The sequence below is a fragment of the Streptomyces sp. NPDC001750 genome, from assembly GCF_042892615.1.
Taxonomy (GTDB): Bacteria; Actinomycetota; Actinomycetes; order Streptomycetales; family Streptomycetaceae; genus Streptomyces.
The window spans coordinates 1-17,410 of sequence record NZ_JBIAUE010000040.1; the positions used below are offsets into that span (position 1 = coordinate 1).

A 17,410-nucleotide genomic window follows, 5' to 3' on the forward strand; every position below is an offset into this window, starting at 1 on the left:
TCCTCGGCAGCGGCCTTCTCCAGGGCGGTGATGACGTCGGGACCGAGGTGCATCCCTGCGGCGTCGTGGTGGGCCCGGGCCGTGGTGGAGTCCACGCTGACCAGGGACAAGTCCACCTCACCGAGCTTCGCGGCTTCCGCGATCAGGCCCTCCAGCAGGGCTTCGAAGACCCCGGCGTCCCGCCACTGCCGGAAGCGGTTGTGGACGGTCGACCAGGCGCCGAACTCCTGCGGCATCTCCCGCCACTGCCCGCCTGTCCGGAACCGCCAGATCACGCCCTCGAACTGCTGCCTCAGCCGCTCGGGGTACGGCCCGTACTCGCCGATCGGCAGGTACGGGCCGATGAACTCCCACTCCGCATCAGTCAGTTGCATCCGTGTCACACAACAAGATCTACCGGATCAGGCCCAGCCGCGAGGGCCAGTCCCGCAAATTGATCACAACCAAATACGTGCCCTAGGGAAAGGCCCGCCACCGGTGTTCACGCTGATCGGGGCCTCAGCTCCCCGCCCCCACCGGATGCGATTCGCCCGGTGGACTCCGCACCAGTCATAGAAATCGCGCGAATAGGCCGGCCCGGTGCAGGCGGACCTGCGCGGGGCGTCGACCACCCCATCGGCGTCCGGGCCGAGAACCAACGCGCAGCCGCCCCAAGCGGTTGCCATGCCGTGGCGATCCGCTCGAGGGAGTTCTTCCACGTCCGGCTGGTTCCTTCGTCCGAGGACCCTGAAGAGCTGGCGGCCCCGAGGAGGCTGGGATCGGGGCGGTATCGGCGAACGAGGCGAAGGCGGCCTCGGAGCGAAATCGGCCCGGACGCTTACCGGCTGACCAGGATCCGGGCTGCGGTGATCGATCCGACCCCGAGCAGATCCAGGAGTTCAGGGCCGGCCGACGGCCCGCATGCGGTATAGTTGATCTTGACAGTACGCAGCAACCCGGTGCGGCTGACACTGCGTTGGTGGTCCAAGGAAAGACGCCCCGCTTCCTGCGGGGAGATGCAGGTGCAAGGCCTGCCCGGCGCTCGCTCACGGAGCCCTTCCCCCGCGGGGGAAGGGCTCCGTCACATTCTCCGCGTACCCCGGAAGAACTTCCGCGCGGCCTGTCCCCACGACCAATGATCAACCCACTCCATGATCACCACTTCGAGTCGCGACTCGTGGGTGATCAGCGGTCGGCCGGAGGGGCGCCGGGCCATCGGGGCAGTGCCGGCCGAGACCGTCCGCTCGATCAGAACGGGCACGGCGTACGAAAGCGGCGGGGGAACCGACGTGCTGGTGAAGACGGCCGTGGCAAGGCAGGCTGCGGGCCCCGGGCCGGGGCGTCACCTCAGTTCCATGAGGACGTCGGCGCGGGCGTAGTAGTCGGCCACCGGGAGACGGTCGCGGGTGATCCTGACAAACCCGGCTTCCTCGTAGAGGTGGATGGCGGGAGCCAGCTTGCTGTTCGTGCCGAGGAACAGCCGGGCCCCGCCGAGTGCCTGGGCGCGGTCGATCGCTGCGGCTACGAGTTGGCGACCGATGCCGCGTCCCTGCGCGGCGGGGGCCACGGCCATCTTCGCCAGCTCGAACACGGCGTCCGGGTAGGCCAGGAGTGCGACGCACCCGAGGACGGTGCCGTTGCCCGGCTCGCACGCCAGGAGCACGTCGCCGCCCGGGCCCACGATGCGGCCGAACGGATCCCCGAGAACCGCCCGGTCCTCTTCCTGCAGGGCGAACAGGCGCGAGATCCACTCCTCGTTCAACGCGCGGAACGCGTCGGCATCACTCTGTGAAGCGATCGAGGAGACCACGGTCGGGGCAGAGGCGTACGACATCAGGCGGTTTTCCTTTCCGGTGCAGCTTCCCGCTGGTGCTGCGACCGGAAAGGTCCACCGGCTCGCGACGCCCGGCGCGCACCTCGCCGCGTTGTCGCATCACCCGAGTACGTCCCGTACGAGGGGATCTTCCGCCTTGCGATGCACCGCACCGGACGCCGCGAGCTTCCCGGCAAACCCTTCCGGCCACAGCACTAGCCTCTGACCCCACTCACCCATATGTCCAATACAGCATCCTCTCTCCATCAATAACATGGAGCTATGGATCAGCGCATCGAGCTCCGCCATCTGCGGTACTTTCTGGCCGTGGCAGAGGAACTCCACTTCGGCCGTGCCGCCCAGCGGCTGAGCATTGCCCAGCCGGCCCTGTCCCAGCAGATCAGACAGCTCGAGAAGATGGTCGGTGTCGAGCTGTTCCGGCGGACCTCTCGAAGCGTCCGCCTCACAGACGCGGGAGCGACGTTCCATCCACGGGCGAGGGACCTTCTGGGCCGCCTGGCGGCCGACCTCGACGAGGCCGGCCGTGTCGGGCGCGGCAAGGCCGGTCGCCTGGACGTCGCCTTCATCACGTCCGCCACCGCGATCATCAGCGAACGGCTCCGTGAATTCTCCCGCCGCCGTCCAGACGTCCAGATCAAGCTGCACGACGGCTTCACCGTCGATGTCCTGGCGGCCCTGGAGCGGGGCACGGCCGACATCGGGATCGTGCGGGATGCCGAGGAGCGAGACGATATCGACCTTTCCCTGCTGACGACCGAACGGTTTGTCGCCGTCCTCCCCGCAGAGCACCCCGCCGCAGGGGGTAGCCATGTGCAGGCAACGGCCCTAGCCACTGACCCGCTGATCCTGTTCCCACGTACAGCAGGCGCTCAAGCGTTCGACGTGAACACACAGCCGCTGCGGGATGTCGGCATCGACGTCCAGATCGCGCAAGAGTGCTCGAACTGGCACACCATCATCATGCTCGTCGCCGCCGGCCTTGGCGTCACCATCGCCCCCTACAGCGTCACGACGCTGCTCCCCGCAGGCGCCCGACGGCTCGAACTCGACGGGCCTCCCACGACGAGCCGGATCTTCATGGCCACCCGCCGAGGAGACGACCGTCCCCTCGTACAAGCCTTCACCGCGGCATCTGAGTTCGTGACAGGTCGCGGCCACGACCGGACGACGAGAGCACGTTGACCCACCGAGCGAGCGCCTCCAAGGGCAACGGCCACTTGAAGGCGTACCGTGCGCAACCTCACCCGCCGCACCTGGAGCACCCACCGCTGGGGCAAGGGGGTCGATACTGGTGGGCTCGCGTATTCGAGTGTCGTGAGTTCGGGGTGAGTGCAAGCGGGTCTGGTCACTTTCCGTGCCCACCGGGAGCTGTTCCCGGCGGGCTGTCGTTGCCGGACTGGCGACTACGACTCGGCTACGACGATGTAGAACGTCACCGCCGCGAGGAAGGGCCCGGTGGAGAGGTGCTCCAGCCAGCGTCCTGCCGCTTCCTCGGTGAGATACCCGGCGGCCATGGCGCGTTGCGTTGTCCGCTCCAGTCCAAGGACTTTGTCGGCTGCCTGGGCATCTCGGAATACGGGGGTGATCGGGATGACCGAGGGCACCGTGAATCCGGCCTCTGTTGCCAGTCGGGGGAGCTGCCTGCCGATGCGGGAGTTGCGGACGACCTTGTCCGTGACGTACTGGGTGTAGGCGCGCGAAAGGTCGCTGTCCGGATGGTCGACGGTCAGGGTGTCCCAGTCCGGCTCCCCCATGACGAGCCGCCCGCCGGGTCGTAGCACGCGGTGAATCTCCCGGAGCGCTCGGGCGGGGTCGGCGATGTGTTGCAGTACCCGGTCCGTGCGGGCACGGTCGGCGGTGTGGTCGGGCAGCGGCAGGTCGTGGATGTCGCCGAGTTGCACTGTGACGGTGTGCTGGTCGGCGGTGCGTTCCCTGGCGGCGCCGACCGTGGCCTGGTCGTGGTCGACACCGATCACCGTGCCTGTCGCGGTGACAGCTTGGGCGAGCGAGGTGAGATCGGTGCCGGGGCCGCAGCCCAGGTCGAGCGCCGTTTGGCCTGGACGGATGTCGAGTTCGTCGAGCATGCGCCCCTTATAGGCGCGGCCGAGGTCGGTTGCGGCGACCCGATCGAGGTAGGCGATCGGGTCGGGGGTGGCGGTCTCGAACGCTGTTGAGGTCATGGAATCAGTCAATCAACTCCGGCAAGCTGACGGGGGCCTGGCGGTGAGTTTGCGGCGCCAACCGCTGGGAGTGACCCGTGGGTTCAGCTTGGAAGCGATCGTCCGTGATCTCCGGGGGCATACCGGCTCCAGGTCCCACCGGTCTCTCTGAGGAGCCGGCTGGTGGTCTTGTCGTGGTAGCCGAGAGCGTCCGCGACGACCGGGGCGGGGCAGTTCGAGGAGTTGCTGTCGGATGGTGGCGCCGCCTGCTGCTACGGGCAGCGTGACTCGGCTGGGGTGTGTTGTGCCGTCGGGGTCCGCGGGGCGAGGGCGTCAGGCGTAGCGGAAGGTGCGGACCGAGGCGTCAGCCGGGCGACCAGCACGGCGAGCACCACGCCGGCCGCGACGGCCAGTGCGGCCCATCCCGGCAGTGCGTCGGCGCTGACACCTCCGGCGAGCAGGGCGCTGCCCAGAGCCGATCCCGCGGCGGAGCCGAGGTACATCGCGGCCATCTGGAAGGCGACGATGGGCATGGCGTGCTCGGTGCGGTCTCGGGTGAGTGCCTGTTGCAGGACGGGCACGCTGATCCAGCCGCTCGCGCCCCACACCGCGGTGGCGATCAGCCATGCCGCGGGGGTGTCGACGAGCCAGACGACGAGGAAGGAGGGGAGGAGGAAGGCCGGGACGACCGGCATCAGCCGTCGGGGGCCCAGTGTGTCCAGCGGTCTGCCGATCAGACCGGAGCCGAGTACGCCGCCGATGCCCCAGGCCCATACGAGTGCGAAGCCCCAGCTGTTCAGGCCGCTTTCGTCGGCCACCGGCAGCAGATAGGTGTAGAGACCGAGGCTGGCCATCCCCAGGACGAAGGACAGCGCGATGCCGAGCGCGACGCGCCGATTCCTGAGTACGGCGCCGTTCCCGGAGCTGCGGGAGGCGGGAAGCTGTGGCAGCGTGCCGGAGCGCAGGGCGAGGGCGAACATGCTCAGGACGCCGATGAGCACGACGAAGCCCATCGTCCCGCGCCATCCCACCTGTTCGCCGATCAGCATGCCCAGCGGCACGCCGGCGACGGTTCCCGTGGACAAGCCGAAGGTCACCATCGCCATCGCGCGCCCGCGTTCGTGGTCCGCCACCAGGGCTCCGGCCGTCGCCGTGGCGACCGCGGTGAGCACGCCGGCCCCCGCGCCCGCCACGACGCGAGAGGCCAGGAAGACGCCCAGCGTAGGTGCGAGCGCAGTGGCGAGGTTGCCGAGGTTGAACGTACCGAGCGCGACCAGCAGCGCGGTACGGGTCGATCTGCCGACCAGGACGCGGGAGAGAAACGGGCCCGCAGCCGCATAGGCAGCGGTGAACGCGGTGACGCCCAGCCCAATCGCACCGGCCGTGGTGGCCAGGGAGTCGGCCATGTCCGGCAGGACACCGGCCAGTACGTAGGCGTCGATGCCCAGGGAGACCGCGGCGACGACCAGCGGCCAGACCTTCCCGATCACACGGCACCCCCCTCGGCCCCGGCCGTGCCCTCGTCCTCGTAGCCGGCCAGGACCGTCCGTACCAGGCCGGGGAACCGGGCCTCGAGGTCCTCGGCGCGCAGCCTGATCATGCACTTGCGCCCCTCGGCGCGGACGAAGACCACGCCTGATTCACGTAGCAGACTCGTGTGGTGGGTCAGCGTCGAGCGCGGCAGGTCGGGGCCGAGCTCCAGACTGTCGACCTCCCCGCGCTCGGTGAGGATGCGGACCATCGTCAGGCGCAGGGGCTCACTGAGCGCGAACAGCACGCGGGGGAGCGCGATTTCATCCGCGTCGGGATGGTGGTACGTGCGGGCGGCAGCCATGACACCACTCCAATCCCCTGGCAGCACGGTTCCGCACCGCCGGTCCAACGGCGGTGCCGATCGGTTCTCATCCCTCGGCGGCGTCCTTGTCACGTAGGAGCCGTAGACCGCCCGGCAGCTCGGGGAGGGCGAAGGAGTAGCGGCCGAGCATGTTGATGCGGTGGTGGACGAACGGGGAGAGCCGGGCGACCAAGCGCGGGTCCATGCCGACCAGGTCGTAGCGGTCGGCAACCTCTCCCCTCACCTCCGACGTGGTCAGTGGCCTGTGAAGGCTGCGGCCGGCTGGTCGCGAGGACGACCCGCAGAGCGTGCCGCGGTCCATGCTCGACGACATCGTTCACGCCGCGCAAACTGACCGGTATGCGCGGTTCACCGCCTTCTACGGGAAGTTCTACAATCCGGACGTGAACCTGGGCGAACGCATCAGCCAGGAGGTGGTCACCGCCCATCGGAGCACGGCGACGCGCTCGGCCCCGGTTGTCGCCCACGTCGTGGCACCGGCCCCACGGGAGAACGGCGAGCCGGTCATGATTCCGCACGAGACCGCGGACCGTGTCCTGCCGGTCGACGCGACCGGCGGGCGCTTCGAGGGCGTCGTACCAGCCGCGGAAATACGTCGAGATCGACGGCGCACCGCACGGACCGCTGTGGCGCGCGACGAAGTCGGCCACGCACTTCTCGGTTTCATCAAGCACTGGACAGCGGAGGAGAGATGCCCATGAACCAGGAATTCGATCTGAAGGCCGTGCTCACCGAACTGCTCTACGGAGACGAAGCGACCGAGCCGCTCGAAGACACCCTGGACAGGTGGCTCACACCGGATTTCGTGCAGCGCATCAACGGCCGTGTGCACCAGCGCTCCGAATTCGCCGCGCATGTGCGCGAGATGCGGGCGCGGATCGCCGACGGCGGAGAGCTGCGCACGCTGCAACTGATCGACACGGACGACATGGCGGCCGGCCGGTTCCTGTTCCGCACGGTCTCGTCGGAAGGGGCGGAGCTGACCTTCGAGTCCCATCTGTTCGCCCATGTCAGCGGCGGCAGGGCCGAGTCCTTCGTGGAGGTGGCCCGGCAGGTCGCCACCGACGACGACGAGGACCTGCTGACCGAGGATTCTCTTTCCTGAGTGCCGGGCACGTCTCAAAGCTCTCGCAGGAAACGGTAAGGGCTGTGCCGTCGTCGGCGTTCGTCAGTCGGACGTCGGGGGCAGCGCGCCGAGCAGGTCGCGTCGCGGAGCGGTCCGGGTCGGCGAGACCGTGGCGATCGCTGGTCCGCCGACCTTCCCAGTGGCCGTTCCATGCCTCGTTCACTCTCGTCGGCATGATCCGCACCCGTCGACTCGGCCGCCCTCGGCGGGTGCTTCGGCGCGGGCCCGGCCCGGCGCCACCGATCGGCCGGAGCACCGGATCAGGGCAGTGCCGCGGGGCTTTCGCCGTGCCGTCCCGCCGCATCCATGCGTTCCTGCTGCACCCCGGTGAGTGCACGGACGACGACGATGCCTGCCACGGCTGCGCCCACGACGGCCGCGTCGACCATCACCAGGAACTGCGCGTCCGTGTAGGCACGCTGGATGAGGCCGTCCGTGGAGCCGGTGTACATCAGCCCCAGTCCGCTCAGCATCCCGGCCAGCCACAGCCCCCACCACCAGTTCACGGCCCGCGGCAGCGGCTGGCCGGGGGCGCTCTTGCCGTGGACGTCCGCGACGATCCCGCGGGGCACCCACAGGTTCATGACGGGGACGATCCAGCCCGCGTAGACCCATGGCCGGGCGTAGCTCGGCGCCTGGCCCGAAAGAGCAAGCGCGTTGTCCCTCATGCGCGAGAGCCAGACGAGGAAGGTGACGGCGCACAGCAGCGTGGCGGCGTCCCCCAGGTCGCTGACGACGTGGTAGGCGTCCTCCAGCCCGGTCAGCGGACGGTGCCGGCCGTCGCCCTGGTCCGGCGGCCCGGAAGACGGCATCCCCGCCGTGGCAAGCCGGACCTGCCACACGGCCCGCGCCACCCAGGCGGCGCCGGCGAGGGCCAAACCGGCGACCGCCCAACGCGCCGCTCCCCGGACCGGACGCAGAGCCGGCTTCGTGATGTCATCGTTCACCCGGTCATCCTGACCTACGGCAAGCCCCTCGTGCCAGGCCGCGATCGCTTCACCGGCCCCGACCAGCCGACTCCACCACGACCTGCTCGCCGTTGCCCCGGACTGCCAACTGGACGATCTCGCCACAGTGTTCGGCCCCAGCGGTACTGGGTAACGCCTCCGCTCGGCGGTCTCGCTCAGGTTGTGCCAGACATGCCACCGATCCGCGCCCCGCATAGCCTGCGGCGCCCGGCCGCGGTGTTCCGTCGGGCCGGAGGCGGGTCGGTGCACCGAATTGACCGGTTCGGTGGCGTGATGCCCGGTGCCCCGGCCGGCTCGGTGCGCCCACCGATGACGACAGGGGGCGGAGCGGCTCCCGAATGCCTGTTATCTTTGCGTGACTTCGCCACGGAACTCTCGGTCATGCTTTGGCCTTTGCTGTGGTGGAGTCGACGGGGCGAAGCGCACGACTGCCCCCGGCGCTTTTCGGTCCCGACCTGCAGCCGAACGGGCTGGCCTGAAGCTGAGGATGCGCATGGCACGCACCGGCCGGGACGAGTGACCCCGCTGCCCGCTCGACGCGGGCAGGCGTCCGCAGGCCCCGGGGAGGGCCGGCCGTGCCGGCTCGGGGCGGCGGACGGGCAATGACCACTGCACGTGTACGGGCACTGTCAGAGTTCGAGGCCGGCCCGGACTGTCATGGCTGGACGGAATGACGCAGCACAACTTATTTGGCAGGACGAAGCGGGCCTCACGAGGGATGCCGGCCCCAGGGACGGGGCGTCGCAAGCAGGCGAGGCGTTCGCGCGGCCGTCTGCCGCGCAGACCGGATTATCCGCGCGCCGGCCGGAGCGGCTGGCCGAGATGGGTGCCCTCGTGGCGGCTGGTCCTGGGCTCGTGCCTGACGCTCGTCGCGATACTGCTGACGGTGGTGGGTATCGCCTACGCGCGTACGGACATTCCCAAGGACCTCAACGCGTTCGCCACCCAGCAGGACACCGTCTACTACTGGGCCGACGGCACCCCCATGGCCCGTACCGGCTGGGTGAGCCGCCAGGAGATGCCGCTGTCGAAGATCCCCGACCACGTGCGATGGGCCGTGCTCGCGGCGGAGAACGCCGACTTCTACTCCGACCACGGCATATCGATGCAAGGGATCACCCGCGCGCTGTGGCGCACGGTCAGTGACGGTGACACCCAGGGCGGGTCCACCATCACCCAGCAGTACGTCAAGAACGTCTATCTGTCGCAGGACCAGTCCTTCTCGCGGAAGTTCACCGAGATGCTGCTGGCGGTCAAACTGGACCGCCACGTGGCCAAGGACAAGATCCTCCAGGAGTACCTGAACACCAGCTGGTTCGGCCGCGGCACCTACGGTCTCCAGCGTGCCGCGCAGGCGTACTACGGCAAGGAGGTCACCGAGCTCGACGCCAGCGAGGGTGCGTTCCTCGCGTCCCTGCTCAAGGGGGCCTCGCTCTACGATCCGGCCGTCAACCCCCGCAACCGCGCACGGGCCGTCGAACGGTGGCGGTGGACGCTGGACCGCATGGTGGAGATCGGCAGGCTGAGCCGGGCCGAGCGCGCCAAGTACACCACCTTCCCCGAGCCGAAGCGGCCGCACGGGCCCAGCAGCACGGGCGGGCAGACCGGGTACCTCGTCCAGCTCGCCGAGTCGTACACCAAGCGGGCCGGGCACATCTCCGACGCGCGATTCGACCTCGGCGGCTACCAGATCTACACGACCTTCGAGAAACCGCGGATGACCGCGCTGACCCGGTCCGTACGCGAGGCGCGCGGCGCGCTCGATCCCGAGCGACGCAAGGCCGACCGGCATGTTCGGTTCGGGGCCTCGACCGTCGCCCCGGACGGCCGCATCCTCGCCGTGTACGGCGGGCCGGACTTCGAGCGCCAGGCCTTCAACGAGTCCAACGCGAGCACCGTCCCGGCCGGCTCGGCGTTCACACCCTTCGTCTACGCCGCCGGTCTGCAGCACGGGATCGCGCGCAAGCGCAACGGTCCACGGTCCGCCGTCACCCCGTCGACCGTGTACGACGGCGACGACGACATCCCCATCACGACTCCCGAAGGCCCTTACTGGGACCGCAGCGGGAAGATGGTCAAGGGCAACAACGACGGCGACCGCTCCTACGGTCGCATCAGCCTGCACGACGCCATGGCCAAATCCGTGAACTCCCCCTTCCTCCAGCTCGGCATGGACACGGGCCTGAAGCGGATCCGCAGCACCGCGGAGGCATCGGGACTGCTCCCGTCGAGCTTCGGTCCGCCCGTTCCGGCGTTCGCGATGGGCAACTCGACGCCCAGCGCCATTCGCATGGCCGACGCGTACGGAACGTTCGCGGCCCACGGCATGCACACCGACCCGTACTCGGTCCGCAAGGCCACGCGCAACGGCGCGCCGGTCCGGCTCGACCTGCCTCGGGCGAAGCGCGCCGTCCGGTCCGACGTCGCCGACGAGGTGACCGCCGCACTCACCCGGCCCGGCGGAAGCGGTGGGGACCTGTCCGCTCCGGTCGCCGCCAAGGCCGGAACCACCGAGGACGACACCGCGCGCTGGTACGTCGGATACGACCCGGCCGCCGCCACCGCCGTCGTCGTGTACCGCATGGACCTGAACCGGAGCCTCGCGCCGCTGCCGCTCAAGGGGCTCGGCGGTGCCTCCGCGGGCGACCGGGACTTCCCGGCCCAGATCTGGAACACGTACACGAAGGCCATGACGAAATGACAAGAGCACGAGCGAAGTCCGCGTCCCGCCGCAAGCGGATCCGTCTCACCCCCCGTGTCGCCCTGGGACTCGCGGCCTGCCTCGCGGTGGCGGGCTCCGCGGCGCTCGTCCCGTTGCTGCCCGACGATTCCGCGGACAGCCGTACGCCGGCACGGGACACGCACACCGTCGCCGCACCGACGCCGACCAGCCGGGACAGTCGCGACGTGAGAGACGCGAAGGACGAGGAGTGGGACGGCAAGGTCGAGATCCTGGGGGACGGTTCCACGTCCTACACCGGACCGCAGCCGGGCCGGGTGAAGGCAAAACGCCTGAAGCCGGACGAACGGCCGCCCCAGTTCGTGGTGTTCTCGTGGGACGGTGCGCTCGAGGGCGACGACCGCACGTTCTCGCGTTTCCGCCGTGTGGCGAAGGAGAGCAACGCGCACATGACGTTCTTCCTCACCGGCATCTATCTGCTCCCGAAGGAGAAGAGAAACCTCTACCGGCCGCCCCAGCACAAGGCCGGATCCGCCGCGATCTCGTACCCGACGCGCGAGCACATCCGCACGACGCTGGAGCAGCTCGGCGGCGCCTGGAAGGAAGGCCACGAGATCGGGTCCCATTTCAACGGCCACTTCTGCGAGAAGAAGGGCGGCGGGGACTGGAGCAAGGACGAGTGGACCAGCGAGATCAACCAGTTCTACTCCTTCGTCCAGAACTGGAAGACGAACACGGGCTTCAAGGACCTCGATCCGCTGCCGTTCGACCCCACCCGTGAGGTCGTCGGCGGGCGTGCCCCCTGCCTGGAGGGCCAGAAGACCCTGCTGCCCGCCCTCAAGCCCTTCGGCTGGCGCTACGACGCGAGCTCCCCGGGGGACTTCCAGGTCTGGCCGTCGAAGAAGAACGGCATCTGGAACCTGCCGCTGCAGATGCTGCCGTTCCCCGGCAAGGACTTCCAGGTGCTGTCCATGGACTTCAACTTCCTCTACAACCAGTCGGAGGGCAGCACCGACGGCGACCCCGCGAAGTACGAGGCATGGCGCAAGGAGGCACGGGACTCGTACGTCGCGGGCTTCGAGCGGGTGTTCCACGGAAGCCGTGCGCCGATGTTCATCGGGAACCACTTCGAGGACTGGAACGGCGGGATCTACATGGATGCCGTCGAGGACACCATGCGCGAGATCTGTCCCCGCAAGGAGGTCCGCTGCGTGTCCTTCCGCGAGCTGACCGACTGGCTCGATGCACAGGACCCCGAGGTCCTCGCCCACTGGCGGACACTCGATCCCGGCCAGCCCGCGAACTGGAAGCAGTAGACGGCACGTTGGCACCGGACGGCGAGGCTCCGTCCGGTGCCGACGGTGCCCACGGGTCCGTTCGAGGCACTGGGCGGGTCGGGCGGCGCCACTGCGCCGAGCCTTCGTGCGTGGCAGCAGTCAGCCGTACTGACGAAGATCCAGCATGTAGAAGACCTTGTCGTAGCGCTGTTCGCCGACAGCCACGAACCGGGGAAGAAGGCCGTATTCGGTGAAGCCCAGCGACCGGTAGAGGCGCAAGGCATTGGCGTTGTCGCCGCGGGCGTCCAGGGTGAGGACTTCGATGCCCGCCTCCCGGGCATCAGCGATCAAGGCAGTCGTCAGCGCCCGGCCGATGCCACGACCATGGACAGCGGCGGCCACCGCGACCTTCTCCAGATCAGCGTGTGGCCGATGGGTCGGGCGAGCGTAGCGGAGCCAGTACCCCAACCCGACAAGCCGACGGTCGAGGTAGGCGGCACGCAGGGCCGCGTCCCCGGCCTGCACCGCGGAGAGGACGTGGCCGAGAAGTTCCGCCACCTCGTCCCGCGAGGGTGGTTCGACCCAGCCCAGTGCGGCACCTCCACCGACCAGGTCCGCCAGGATCCGGTGAGCCGACTCCGCGAACCGGGCCTCCAGCTCCGGATCCGAAGCCAGCCCCGTGGCATCGAGGACGGTGGGCTCAGTGGTCGCACCGCTGGTTGTCGCCGGTTTCATGACGAGCAGCTTATCCAGGCCAAGACCCGTACCCGGCCTGGATCTCAATGGACTCCGTACAGCCGTGCCGGGCTCTTCCAGGTCGGGCCGGCGGGCCAAGGCATGCCCGAGGGTGCCCGGTGCCGTCACGGACGGTCGACTCGCGCTCGTCGAGGAGCCGCAGAGCGGTCGGCCCGATGAATCGCCCTGCAACGAGCATCTGGATGCCGCTGTTCCGGCATCGCGGGCGCGCTGCCCGGTCGCCGGGGAGCCGAGCACGCGCGGCTCCTCTCCCCGCCCCCGCCCCGAACACCCCGGACGTACGATCAGCCACTACATCCGCGAGATCTACGCACCGGCGACAACAAGCCGGTCGCCACGGTCACCAGCACCGTCATGACGCTCCGCGGCACGGCCGCCGAGGGGCGGTGAGCACCCACACCGCCCCACCCCTGCCGAGGCCCGGACGCCTCCGGTCACCGACCCGCCCGGGGAAAGCGCAGGACGACCAACCCGGCGAGGACGTGCCCGGGAGGTCCATGGCGGGTGGACGGCGGCCAGGACGGTGTCGAGCGGGCCGGGGAAGCGGGTGCCGAGGTCGTCGCGGCGCAGTGCGACGGCCATGTGGCGCCCGTGCTCTTGCTCGCGCGTGATGCCGGAATCGCGCAGGGTCGGCCAGTGACGGGCGGCGGTGGCCTTGGTGCCCCAGTAGGACGGGGGCCGACGGTCCGGGATGGCCCCGTCTCCGCTGCCTTACTGCATAACCGCAGCTCAAACGCCCTGCATACACGTGCCTACAAGGGCAGACGGTGACAGGCCTTCCCGGCCGTTCGTGTGGGGCAGTCTGATGCTGCGCCGAACGGCCCCGGACGGACCTCCCTCGTCGGAGGGCATCGAAGGTACGCGTCCGGGCCTGGTTGCGCGCGTTCCGCCCTTCGTTTCTTCCTCAAGGAGTGCACCATGCCCACTGCCCGCAAGGCCCTCACCTCCCTCCTGTCGGCGATCGTGCTCGCCGGCGGTCTGGCCGTCGGTGCCGCCGGCCAGGCGAATGCCGCCACGTGCAACACGTCCAAGGAGGCCAAGATCGACGGGGCGCAGGCCTCGTGGAGCCTGACCTGCACCAACAAGGGCGTACGGGTGTCCGGTTGGGTGGAGGACACCCGTATGGACGGCAAGTGTGCCGTCGTTCGCGTCGTCGGCGGTGGCACGCAGAAGACGAAGAAGGCGTGCAGCTCGGGTGTCCGGGAACAGTTCGCCTTCACCTTCCCGGGGAAGAAGGCCGAGGTTCGCCTGGCCATCGTCTGACCACCTCCGCCGCAGACCCGGATGCCCGGCCGGCCCAGTGGGCCGGCCGGGCATCCGGGGTCGGGTGGAGAACGGCCCGGGGAGACGAGATCACTCCGTTTCGAGGAAGTCCTCGATCTCCGCGGCCACTTCACGCGGCAGCTCGACTCCCGGGAAGTGTGTCTCACCGTTGAGTCGCGTGTAGCTGAACCACGGGTTCTTCGCGCGGAACTCGTCGTGCAGAACGTGGTAGCTCTCGTCCTTCGGGTGCGAGAACACGTGCCGGACCGGGCGGGGCTCGGTCAGCTTCTCGAGGCGGCCCATGGGCGATCCCCAGGTGTTGTAGGCGTTCTCGATCTCCCGGCACGCGCGCGCCCACATCGCGAACCCGTGGCCGCCGGCCTCGTACATCATGTGGTGGCGGACCGGCTCGTTGTCGCTGCCCGCGAGCCAGGCGTCCACCAGCGCCTGCCGTCCGGCGACCCACGTCTCCTTGTTCTGGATCGCGTGGAGCCCGGCGACGAACTCCGGCGGCGCCGTCGTCATGATCAGGTCGAGCAGCATCAGCCGGGGGACCCGGGCCCGGCCGGCCTTCTCGGCGATGCCCATCGCCGCCCAGCCGCCGTGCGAGTGCGAGACCGGCACGAAGGACTCGATCTCCAGGGCGTCGAGCAGGGCGATGGTGTCGTCGACCTGCTCGGCGACGCCGAAGTCCCCCACGGGCGTCCGGTCCGGGCCGTGCTCGCGCCAGCACACGCGCACCACCCGGTGGTCCTCGCGCAGGTGGGGCAGGAGCCGGTCCCAGGTACGCAGGTCGTGGCCCCACCCGGTCAGCAGGACGAGGGCCGGGCCCTGGGCGAGCCCCTGGTCGTCGAAGGCGATCTGTACGCCGTTGACGGTCATCGTGTTCATCATCGGGAGCGCTCCGGTTCATGGATGGCGGATGAGGAGAGGGACGTACGTATGCGGGTCGCCGCGAGCTGTGGCCGGGCGTACAACGGGGACCGGCCCACCGCGGACAGCAGGGGGTTGCGCACCACGTCGGGCACCGCGTTGAGCAGCCGCATGCGGTACGACGTGCGCTGGGTCTGTTCGACGCCGGGGCGCCGCTTGTTCTCCCACGCGACGAGCGCGCTGCCGAGCGGGATGTCACGGCGTGACACCTCGGCCGCCAGGGCGACGGCGTTGGTCATCGCCGTACCGCCGCCCTGGCCCAGGTAGGGCGGCTGGGCGTGCGCGCTGTCGCCGAGAAGGGCGATTCTGCCGCACGACCAGGAACGGAGTCTGATCAGTTCGAAGGTGTCCCACCGGGCCGTCGCCCTGCCGAGTTCCTCGATCAGCGGGCCGAGGGTGGGAAAACTTCGGTGCCAGGAAAGGGCGTTGACCGGGGATTCGCGGGTCGCGTCGTCGGTGGTGTCCGAGACCAGCGCGACATAGGTCGAGTCCGGGGTGCACGGGGTGTACAGGAGACGGCGACGGCCACGGAAGTACTCCAGGTGGAGGGGGGCGTCCCCGGCCGGGACGTGCTCGGGCGACGCCGGGATCATCATCCGGGCCGCGCCCTGCTTCATCCGGATGCGCCGTTCCACGAGCCGGAGTTGGTCGCGCAGCCGGGAATGGACGCCGTCGGCCGCGACCACGAGGTCCGCGGTGACATCGGGCGAACCCCTGAACTCGACCCGGCCGTCGGGATGGGCCCGGGTCGCCGTGGACCCCGTCACCACCTCCACCCCCGCGTCCTCGGCGGTGGCCACGAGGGAGCGGATCAGGCGGTCGCGCAGCAGGGTGAAGCAGCGCGGTGCGCCGTCCGCGTTGATGCCGATCCGGTAGAGCGTGTTCCCGAGATGGGACCGCCCCTCCACGGCGGGTCCGATGTGCGCGCCCCGGGTGGCCTCGGTGAACGCTCCGACGGCTTCGAGCGCGGAGAGGCCGTTGTCCCAGACGTAGATGCCGGCTCCGGCCGCGCGGATCTCGGACTGCCGTTCGTGGAGGCGAACGCTCCAACCGTTCCTGGCGAGTGCGGCGGCGGCGGTGAGGCCGCCGAGGCCGGCGCCGATGACCTCCGCGTGCCGTTGTTTGCCCATGTCAGATCCTCTCCGTGGTTGCCGTCCGTGCGTCCGTGCCTCTACGGGAGCTCCGCCGCGTATCGGGAGCCCGGGGTGTGCCGCCGCCAGCGGGAGCCGTCGGGCACGCCGGAATGGACGAACTCGCTCCACAACGCGCGCATCCGGGTCCCGGCCGACGCGAGTGTCCGAGGAGGGACCCCGGACAGCATCGGCGCACCGCGCCAGGCGGCGCCGACACCGTCGTCCCCGTCCTCGGCCTGTCCGAACAGCAGCGGGAGTTCGATGCAGTGGCAGGCGCCGAACGGTCCGCCGACGGGGAAGCGGTGGACCTGGTAGCGGTAGACGCACGCACCGGCCCCGGACAGCAGATCGGCGAGGCTCCGGGTCGGGGCGTCGAAGACCTTCCGCCGGATCAGTCGTTCCGCGCCGTCGGCGACCGGGCTCCCGGCCAGGGGAACGCTTCTCACCTTGTGGAAGACGGGGTGGTGACCGAAGAACGCCTTCATCTCGTCACGGGTGGTGCCGAGCACGATGTCCAGTCCCTCGTGGGCCCGGTCCAGCACGGACGCGCGCCAGGTCTCCGGGTCCGGCAGCGGACCGGCGTCGGCCACGGGCAGGAACGGCGGGGCGGAGTTGAGCCCCAGCCGTCCGGCGGACAACCGGGCGGTACGGCCCTGCGCGGCGAGGATCTCGGCGACCGTCGCCCGGAACGGGTCGGTCCCCAGCTGCTGGAGGAACAACTCGCCGACCCTCTCGGCCTCCCGGTGCGTGGCGAAGCCGAGACCGAGCGGCGCACTCTGGAGCACGGCACGGTGGAAGAGGCGCGCCGAGCCGGCCGTCCCGAGGATCGCGGCGATCGAATGCGCGCCCGCCGACTGGCCGGCCACCGTCACCCGGCGGGGGTCGCCGCCGAACGCGTGGATGTTGTCCTGGACCCATTCCAGGGCCGAGATCTGGTCCAGCAGTCCGAGGTTGCCCCCGGACACGCCGGGTGCGCGCAGGTAGCCGAGCGCTCCGAGGCGGTAGCCGACCGACACCACGACGATGCCGCCCTCCGTGCTCAGCCGTCGCGCGTCGTAGAGGTCCCACTCGCCGCTGCCCGACAGATAGGCGCCGCCGTGCAGCCACACCATGACGGGCCACGGTCCGGAAGGTTCCGGTCCGGTGTCCGGTGTGATGCCTGGTGTGGTGACGGTGAGGCGCAGGCAGTCCTCGGACTGCGGCAGCGTGCCGGCCGCACCCATCACCCCTTCCAGGCGGGATGGTGTCTGCGGTGCGATACGGCCGGGCTCGGTGGCATCGACGGGCTCGTCGGGGTGCGGCGTGGGCCGCCGCGGGGGCCCGAACCGCCCGGCCTGCGCGTACCGGATCCCCCGGAAGACCGTGACCCGGCCCTTGTCGCCCTGGGTTCCCCGCCATGTTCCGGCCTCGGTGGACACCACCGTCATCGGATCAGCCTCCTTACGCA

The 17,410-nt window shown here is 69.8% G+C and carries 17 protein-coding genes; 6 read left to right on the plus strand and 11 right to left on the minus strand.

The window, feature by feature from the left end:
- Both ACFYY6_RS34855 and ACFYY6_RS34860 read right to left on the minus strand, forming a co-directional pair.
- Window positions 1–383: transposase (locus ACFYY6_RS34855; RefSeq protein WP_389197279.1), on the minus strand; the 383-nt coding region annotated here is incomplete at its 3' end.
- Between the two features lie 938 nt (window positions 384–1,321).
- Window positions 1,322–1,813 carry a GNAT family N-acetyltransferase gene (locus tag ACFYY6_RS34860; protein WP_351520338.1) on the minus strand — a complete coding sequence of 164 codons (492 nt, stop codon included), beginning with the start codon at window positions 1,811–1,813 and terminating at the stop codon, window positions 1,322–1,324.
- Window positions 1,814–2,074: 261 nt separating this feature from the next.
- Here ACFYY6_RS34860 and ACFYY6_RS34865 point away from each other — a divergent pair, with 261 nt between their 5' ends.
- Window positions 2,075–2,995: a LysR substrate-binding domain-containing protein gene (locus ACFYY6_RS34865; protein WP_351520340.1), complete on the plus strand. Its 921-nt coding sequence runs from the start codon at window positions 2,075–2,077 to the stop codon at window positions 2,993–2,995.
- Between the two features lie 221 nt (window positions 2,996–3,216).
- Here ACFYY6_RS34865 and ACFYY6_RS34870 read toward each other — a convergent pair whose 3' ends face one another.
- From ACFYY6_RS34870 to ACFYY6_RS34885, 4 genes are all read right to left on the minus strand, one after another.
- Window positions 3,217–3,993: a methyltransferase domain-containing protein gene (locus tag ACFYY6_RS34870; RefSeq protein WP_389197281.1), complete on the minus strand. Its 777-nt coding sequence runs from the start codon at window positions 3,991–3,993 to the stop codon at window positions 3,217–3,219.
- A 251-nt stretch (window positions 3,994–4,244) separates the two neighbouring features.
- A complete protein-coding gene (locus ACFYY6_RS34875; protein ID WP_351520342.1) occupies window positions 4,245–5,462 on the minus strand; it encodes an MFS transporter in 1,218 nt (405 codons plus the stop codon).
- Window positions 5,459–5,806, minus strand: a complete 348-nt coding sequence (locus ACFYY6_RS34880; RefSeq protein WP_351520343.1) for a helix-turn-helix transcriptional regulator — start codon at window positions 5,804–5,806, stop codon at window positions 5,459–5,461. Before ACFYY6_RS34880 ends, ACFYY6_RS34875 begins: the two co-directional genes overlap by 4 nt.
- A 67-nt stretch (window positions 5,807–5,873) precedes the next feature.
- The gene (locus ACFYY6_RS34885; protein WP_351636014.1) at window positions 5,874–6,050 is read right to left on the minus strand and encodes a hypothetical protein; all 177 of its coding nucleotides are present in this window, start codon (window positions 6,048–6,050) and stop codon (window positions 5,874–5,876) included.
- A 76-nt stretch (window positions 6,051–6,126) separates the two neighbouring features.
- Between ACFYY6_RS34885 and ACFYY6_RS34890 the strand changes: the two genes are divergently transcribed.
- The gene (locus ACFYY6_RS34890; protein WP_351520345.1) at window positions 6,127–6,528 is read left to right on the plus strand and encodes a hypothetical protein; all 402 of its coding nucleotides are present in this window, start codon (window positions 6,127–6,129) and stop codon (window positions 6,526–6,528) included.
- The gene (locus tag ACFYY6_RS34895; RefSeq protein ID WP_389197283.1) at window positions 6,525–6,932 is read left to right on the plus strand and encodes a nuclear transport factor 2 family protein; all 408 of its coding nucleotides are present in this window, start codon (window positions 6,525–6,527) and stop codon (window positions 6,930–6,932) included. The genes ACFYY6_RS34890 and ACFYY6_RS34895 overlap by 4 nt, the downstream gene beginning before the upstream one ends.
- Window positions 6,933–7,213: 281 nt before the next feature.
- On the opposite strand, the gene ACFYY6_RS34900 is transcribed toward ACFYY6_RS34895, so the two are convergent.
- Window positions 7,214–7,900 carry a DUF4328 domain-containing protein gene (locus ACFYY6_RS34900; RefSeq protein ID WP_389197285.1) on the minus strand — a complete coding sequence of 229 codons (687 nt, stop codon included), beginning with the start codon at window positions 7,898–7,900 and terminating at the stop codon, window positions 7,214–7,216.
- 691 nt (window positions 7,901–8,591) lie between these two features.
- Here ACFYY6_RS34900 and ACFYY6_RS34905 point away from each other — a divergent pair.
- A complete protein-coding gene (locus tag ACFYY6_RS34905; RefSeq protein ID WP_386609774.1) occupies window positions 8,592–10,622 on the plus strand; it encodes a transglycosylase domain-containing protein in 2,031 nt (676 codons plus the stop codon).
- Window positions 10,619–11,917, plus strand: a complete 1,299-nt coding sequence (locus ACFYY6_RS34910; RefSeq protein ID WP_351520350.1) for a hypothetical protein — start codon at window positions 10,619–10,621, stop codon at window positions 11,915–11,917. The genes ACFYY6_RS34905 and ACFYY6_RS34910 overlap by 4 nt, the downstream gene beginning before the upstream one ends.
- Window positions 11,918–12,037: 120 nt before the next feature.
- On the opposite strand, the gene ACFYY6_RS34915 is transcribed toward ACFYY6_RS34910, so the two are convergent.
- Window positions 12,038–12,613: an N-acetyltransferase gene (locus ACFYY6_RS34915; RefSeq protein ID WP_351520351.1), complete on the minus strand. Its 576-nt coding sequence runs from the start codon at window positions 12,611–12,613 to the stop codon at window positions 12,038–12,040.
- A gap of 939 nt (window positions 12,614–13,552) precedes the next feature.
- Here ACFYY6_RS34915 and ACFYY6_RS34920 point away from each other — a divergent pair.
- On the plus strand, window positions 13,553–13,897 hold the full coding sequence (locus tag ACFYY6_RS34920; protein WP_351520353.1) for a hypothetical protein: 345 nt from the start codon (window positions 13,553–13,555) through the stop codon (window positions 13,895–13,897).
- 90 nt (window positions 13,898–13,987) lie between these two features.
- Here the strand turns inward: ACFYY6_RS34920 and ACFYY6_RS34925 are convergent, their stop codons facing one another.
- From ACFYY6_RS34925 to ACFYY6_RS34935, 3 genes are read right to left on the minus strand one after another with little or no spacing between them, the layout of a single operon-like run.
- Window positions 13,988–14,779: an alpha/beta hydrolase gene (locus ACFYY6_RS34925; protein WP_351520354.1), complete on the minus strand. Its 792-nt coding sequence runs from the start codon at window positions 14,777–14,779 to the stop codon at window positions 13,988–13,990.
- 8 nt (window positions 14,780–14,787) lie between these two features.
- Window positions 14,788–15,960, minus strand: coding sequence for an NAD(P)/FAD-dependent oxidoreductase (locus tag ACFYY6_RS34930; protein ID WP_351520356.1), 1,173 nt, complete (start codon window positions 15,958–15,960; stop codon window positions 14,788–14,790).
- 41 nt (window positions 15,961–16,001) lie between these two features.
- Window positions 16,002–17,390 (minus strand): carboxylesterase family protein, encoded by a 1,389-nt coding sequence (locus tag ACFYY6_RS34935; RefSeq protein ID WP_351633589.1) that lies wholly within the window; start codon window positions 17,388–17,390, stop codon window positions 16,002–16,004.
- Window positions 17,391–17,410 lie beyond the last annotated feature (20 nt).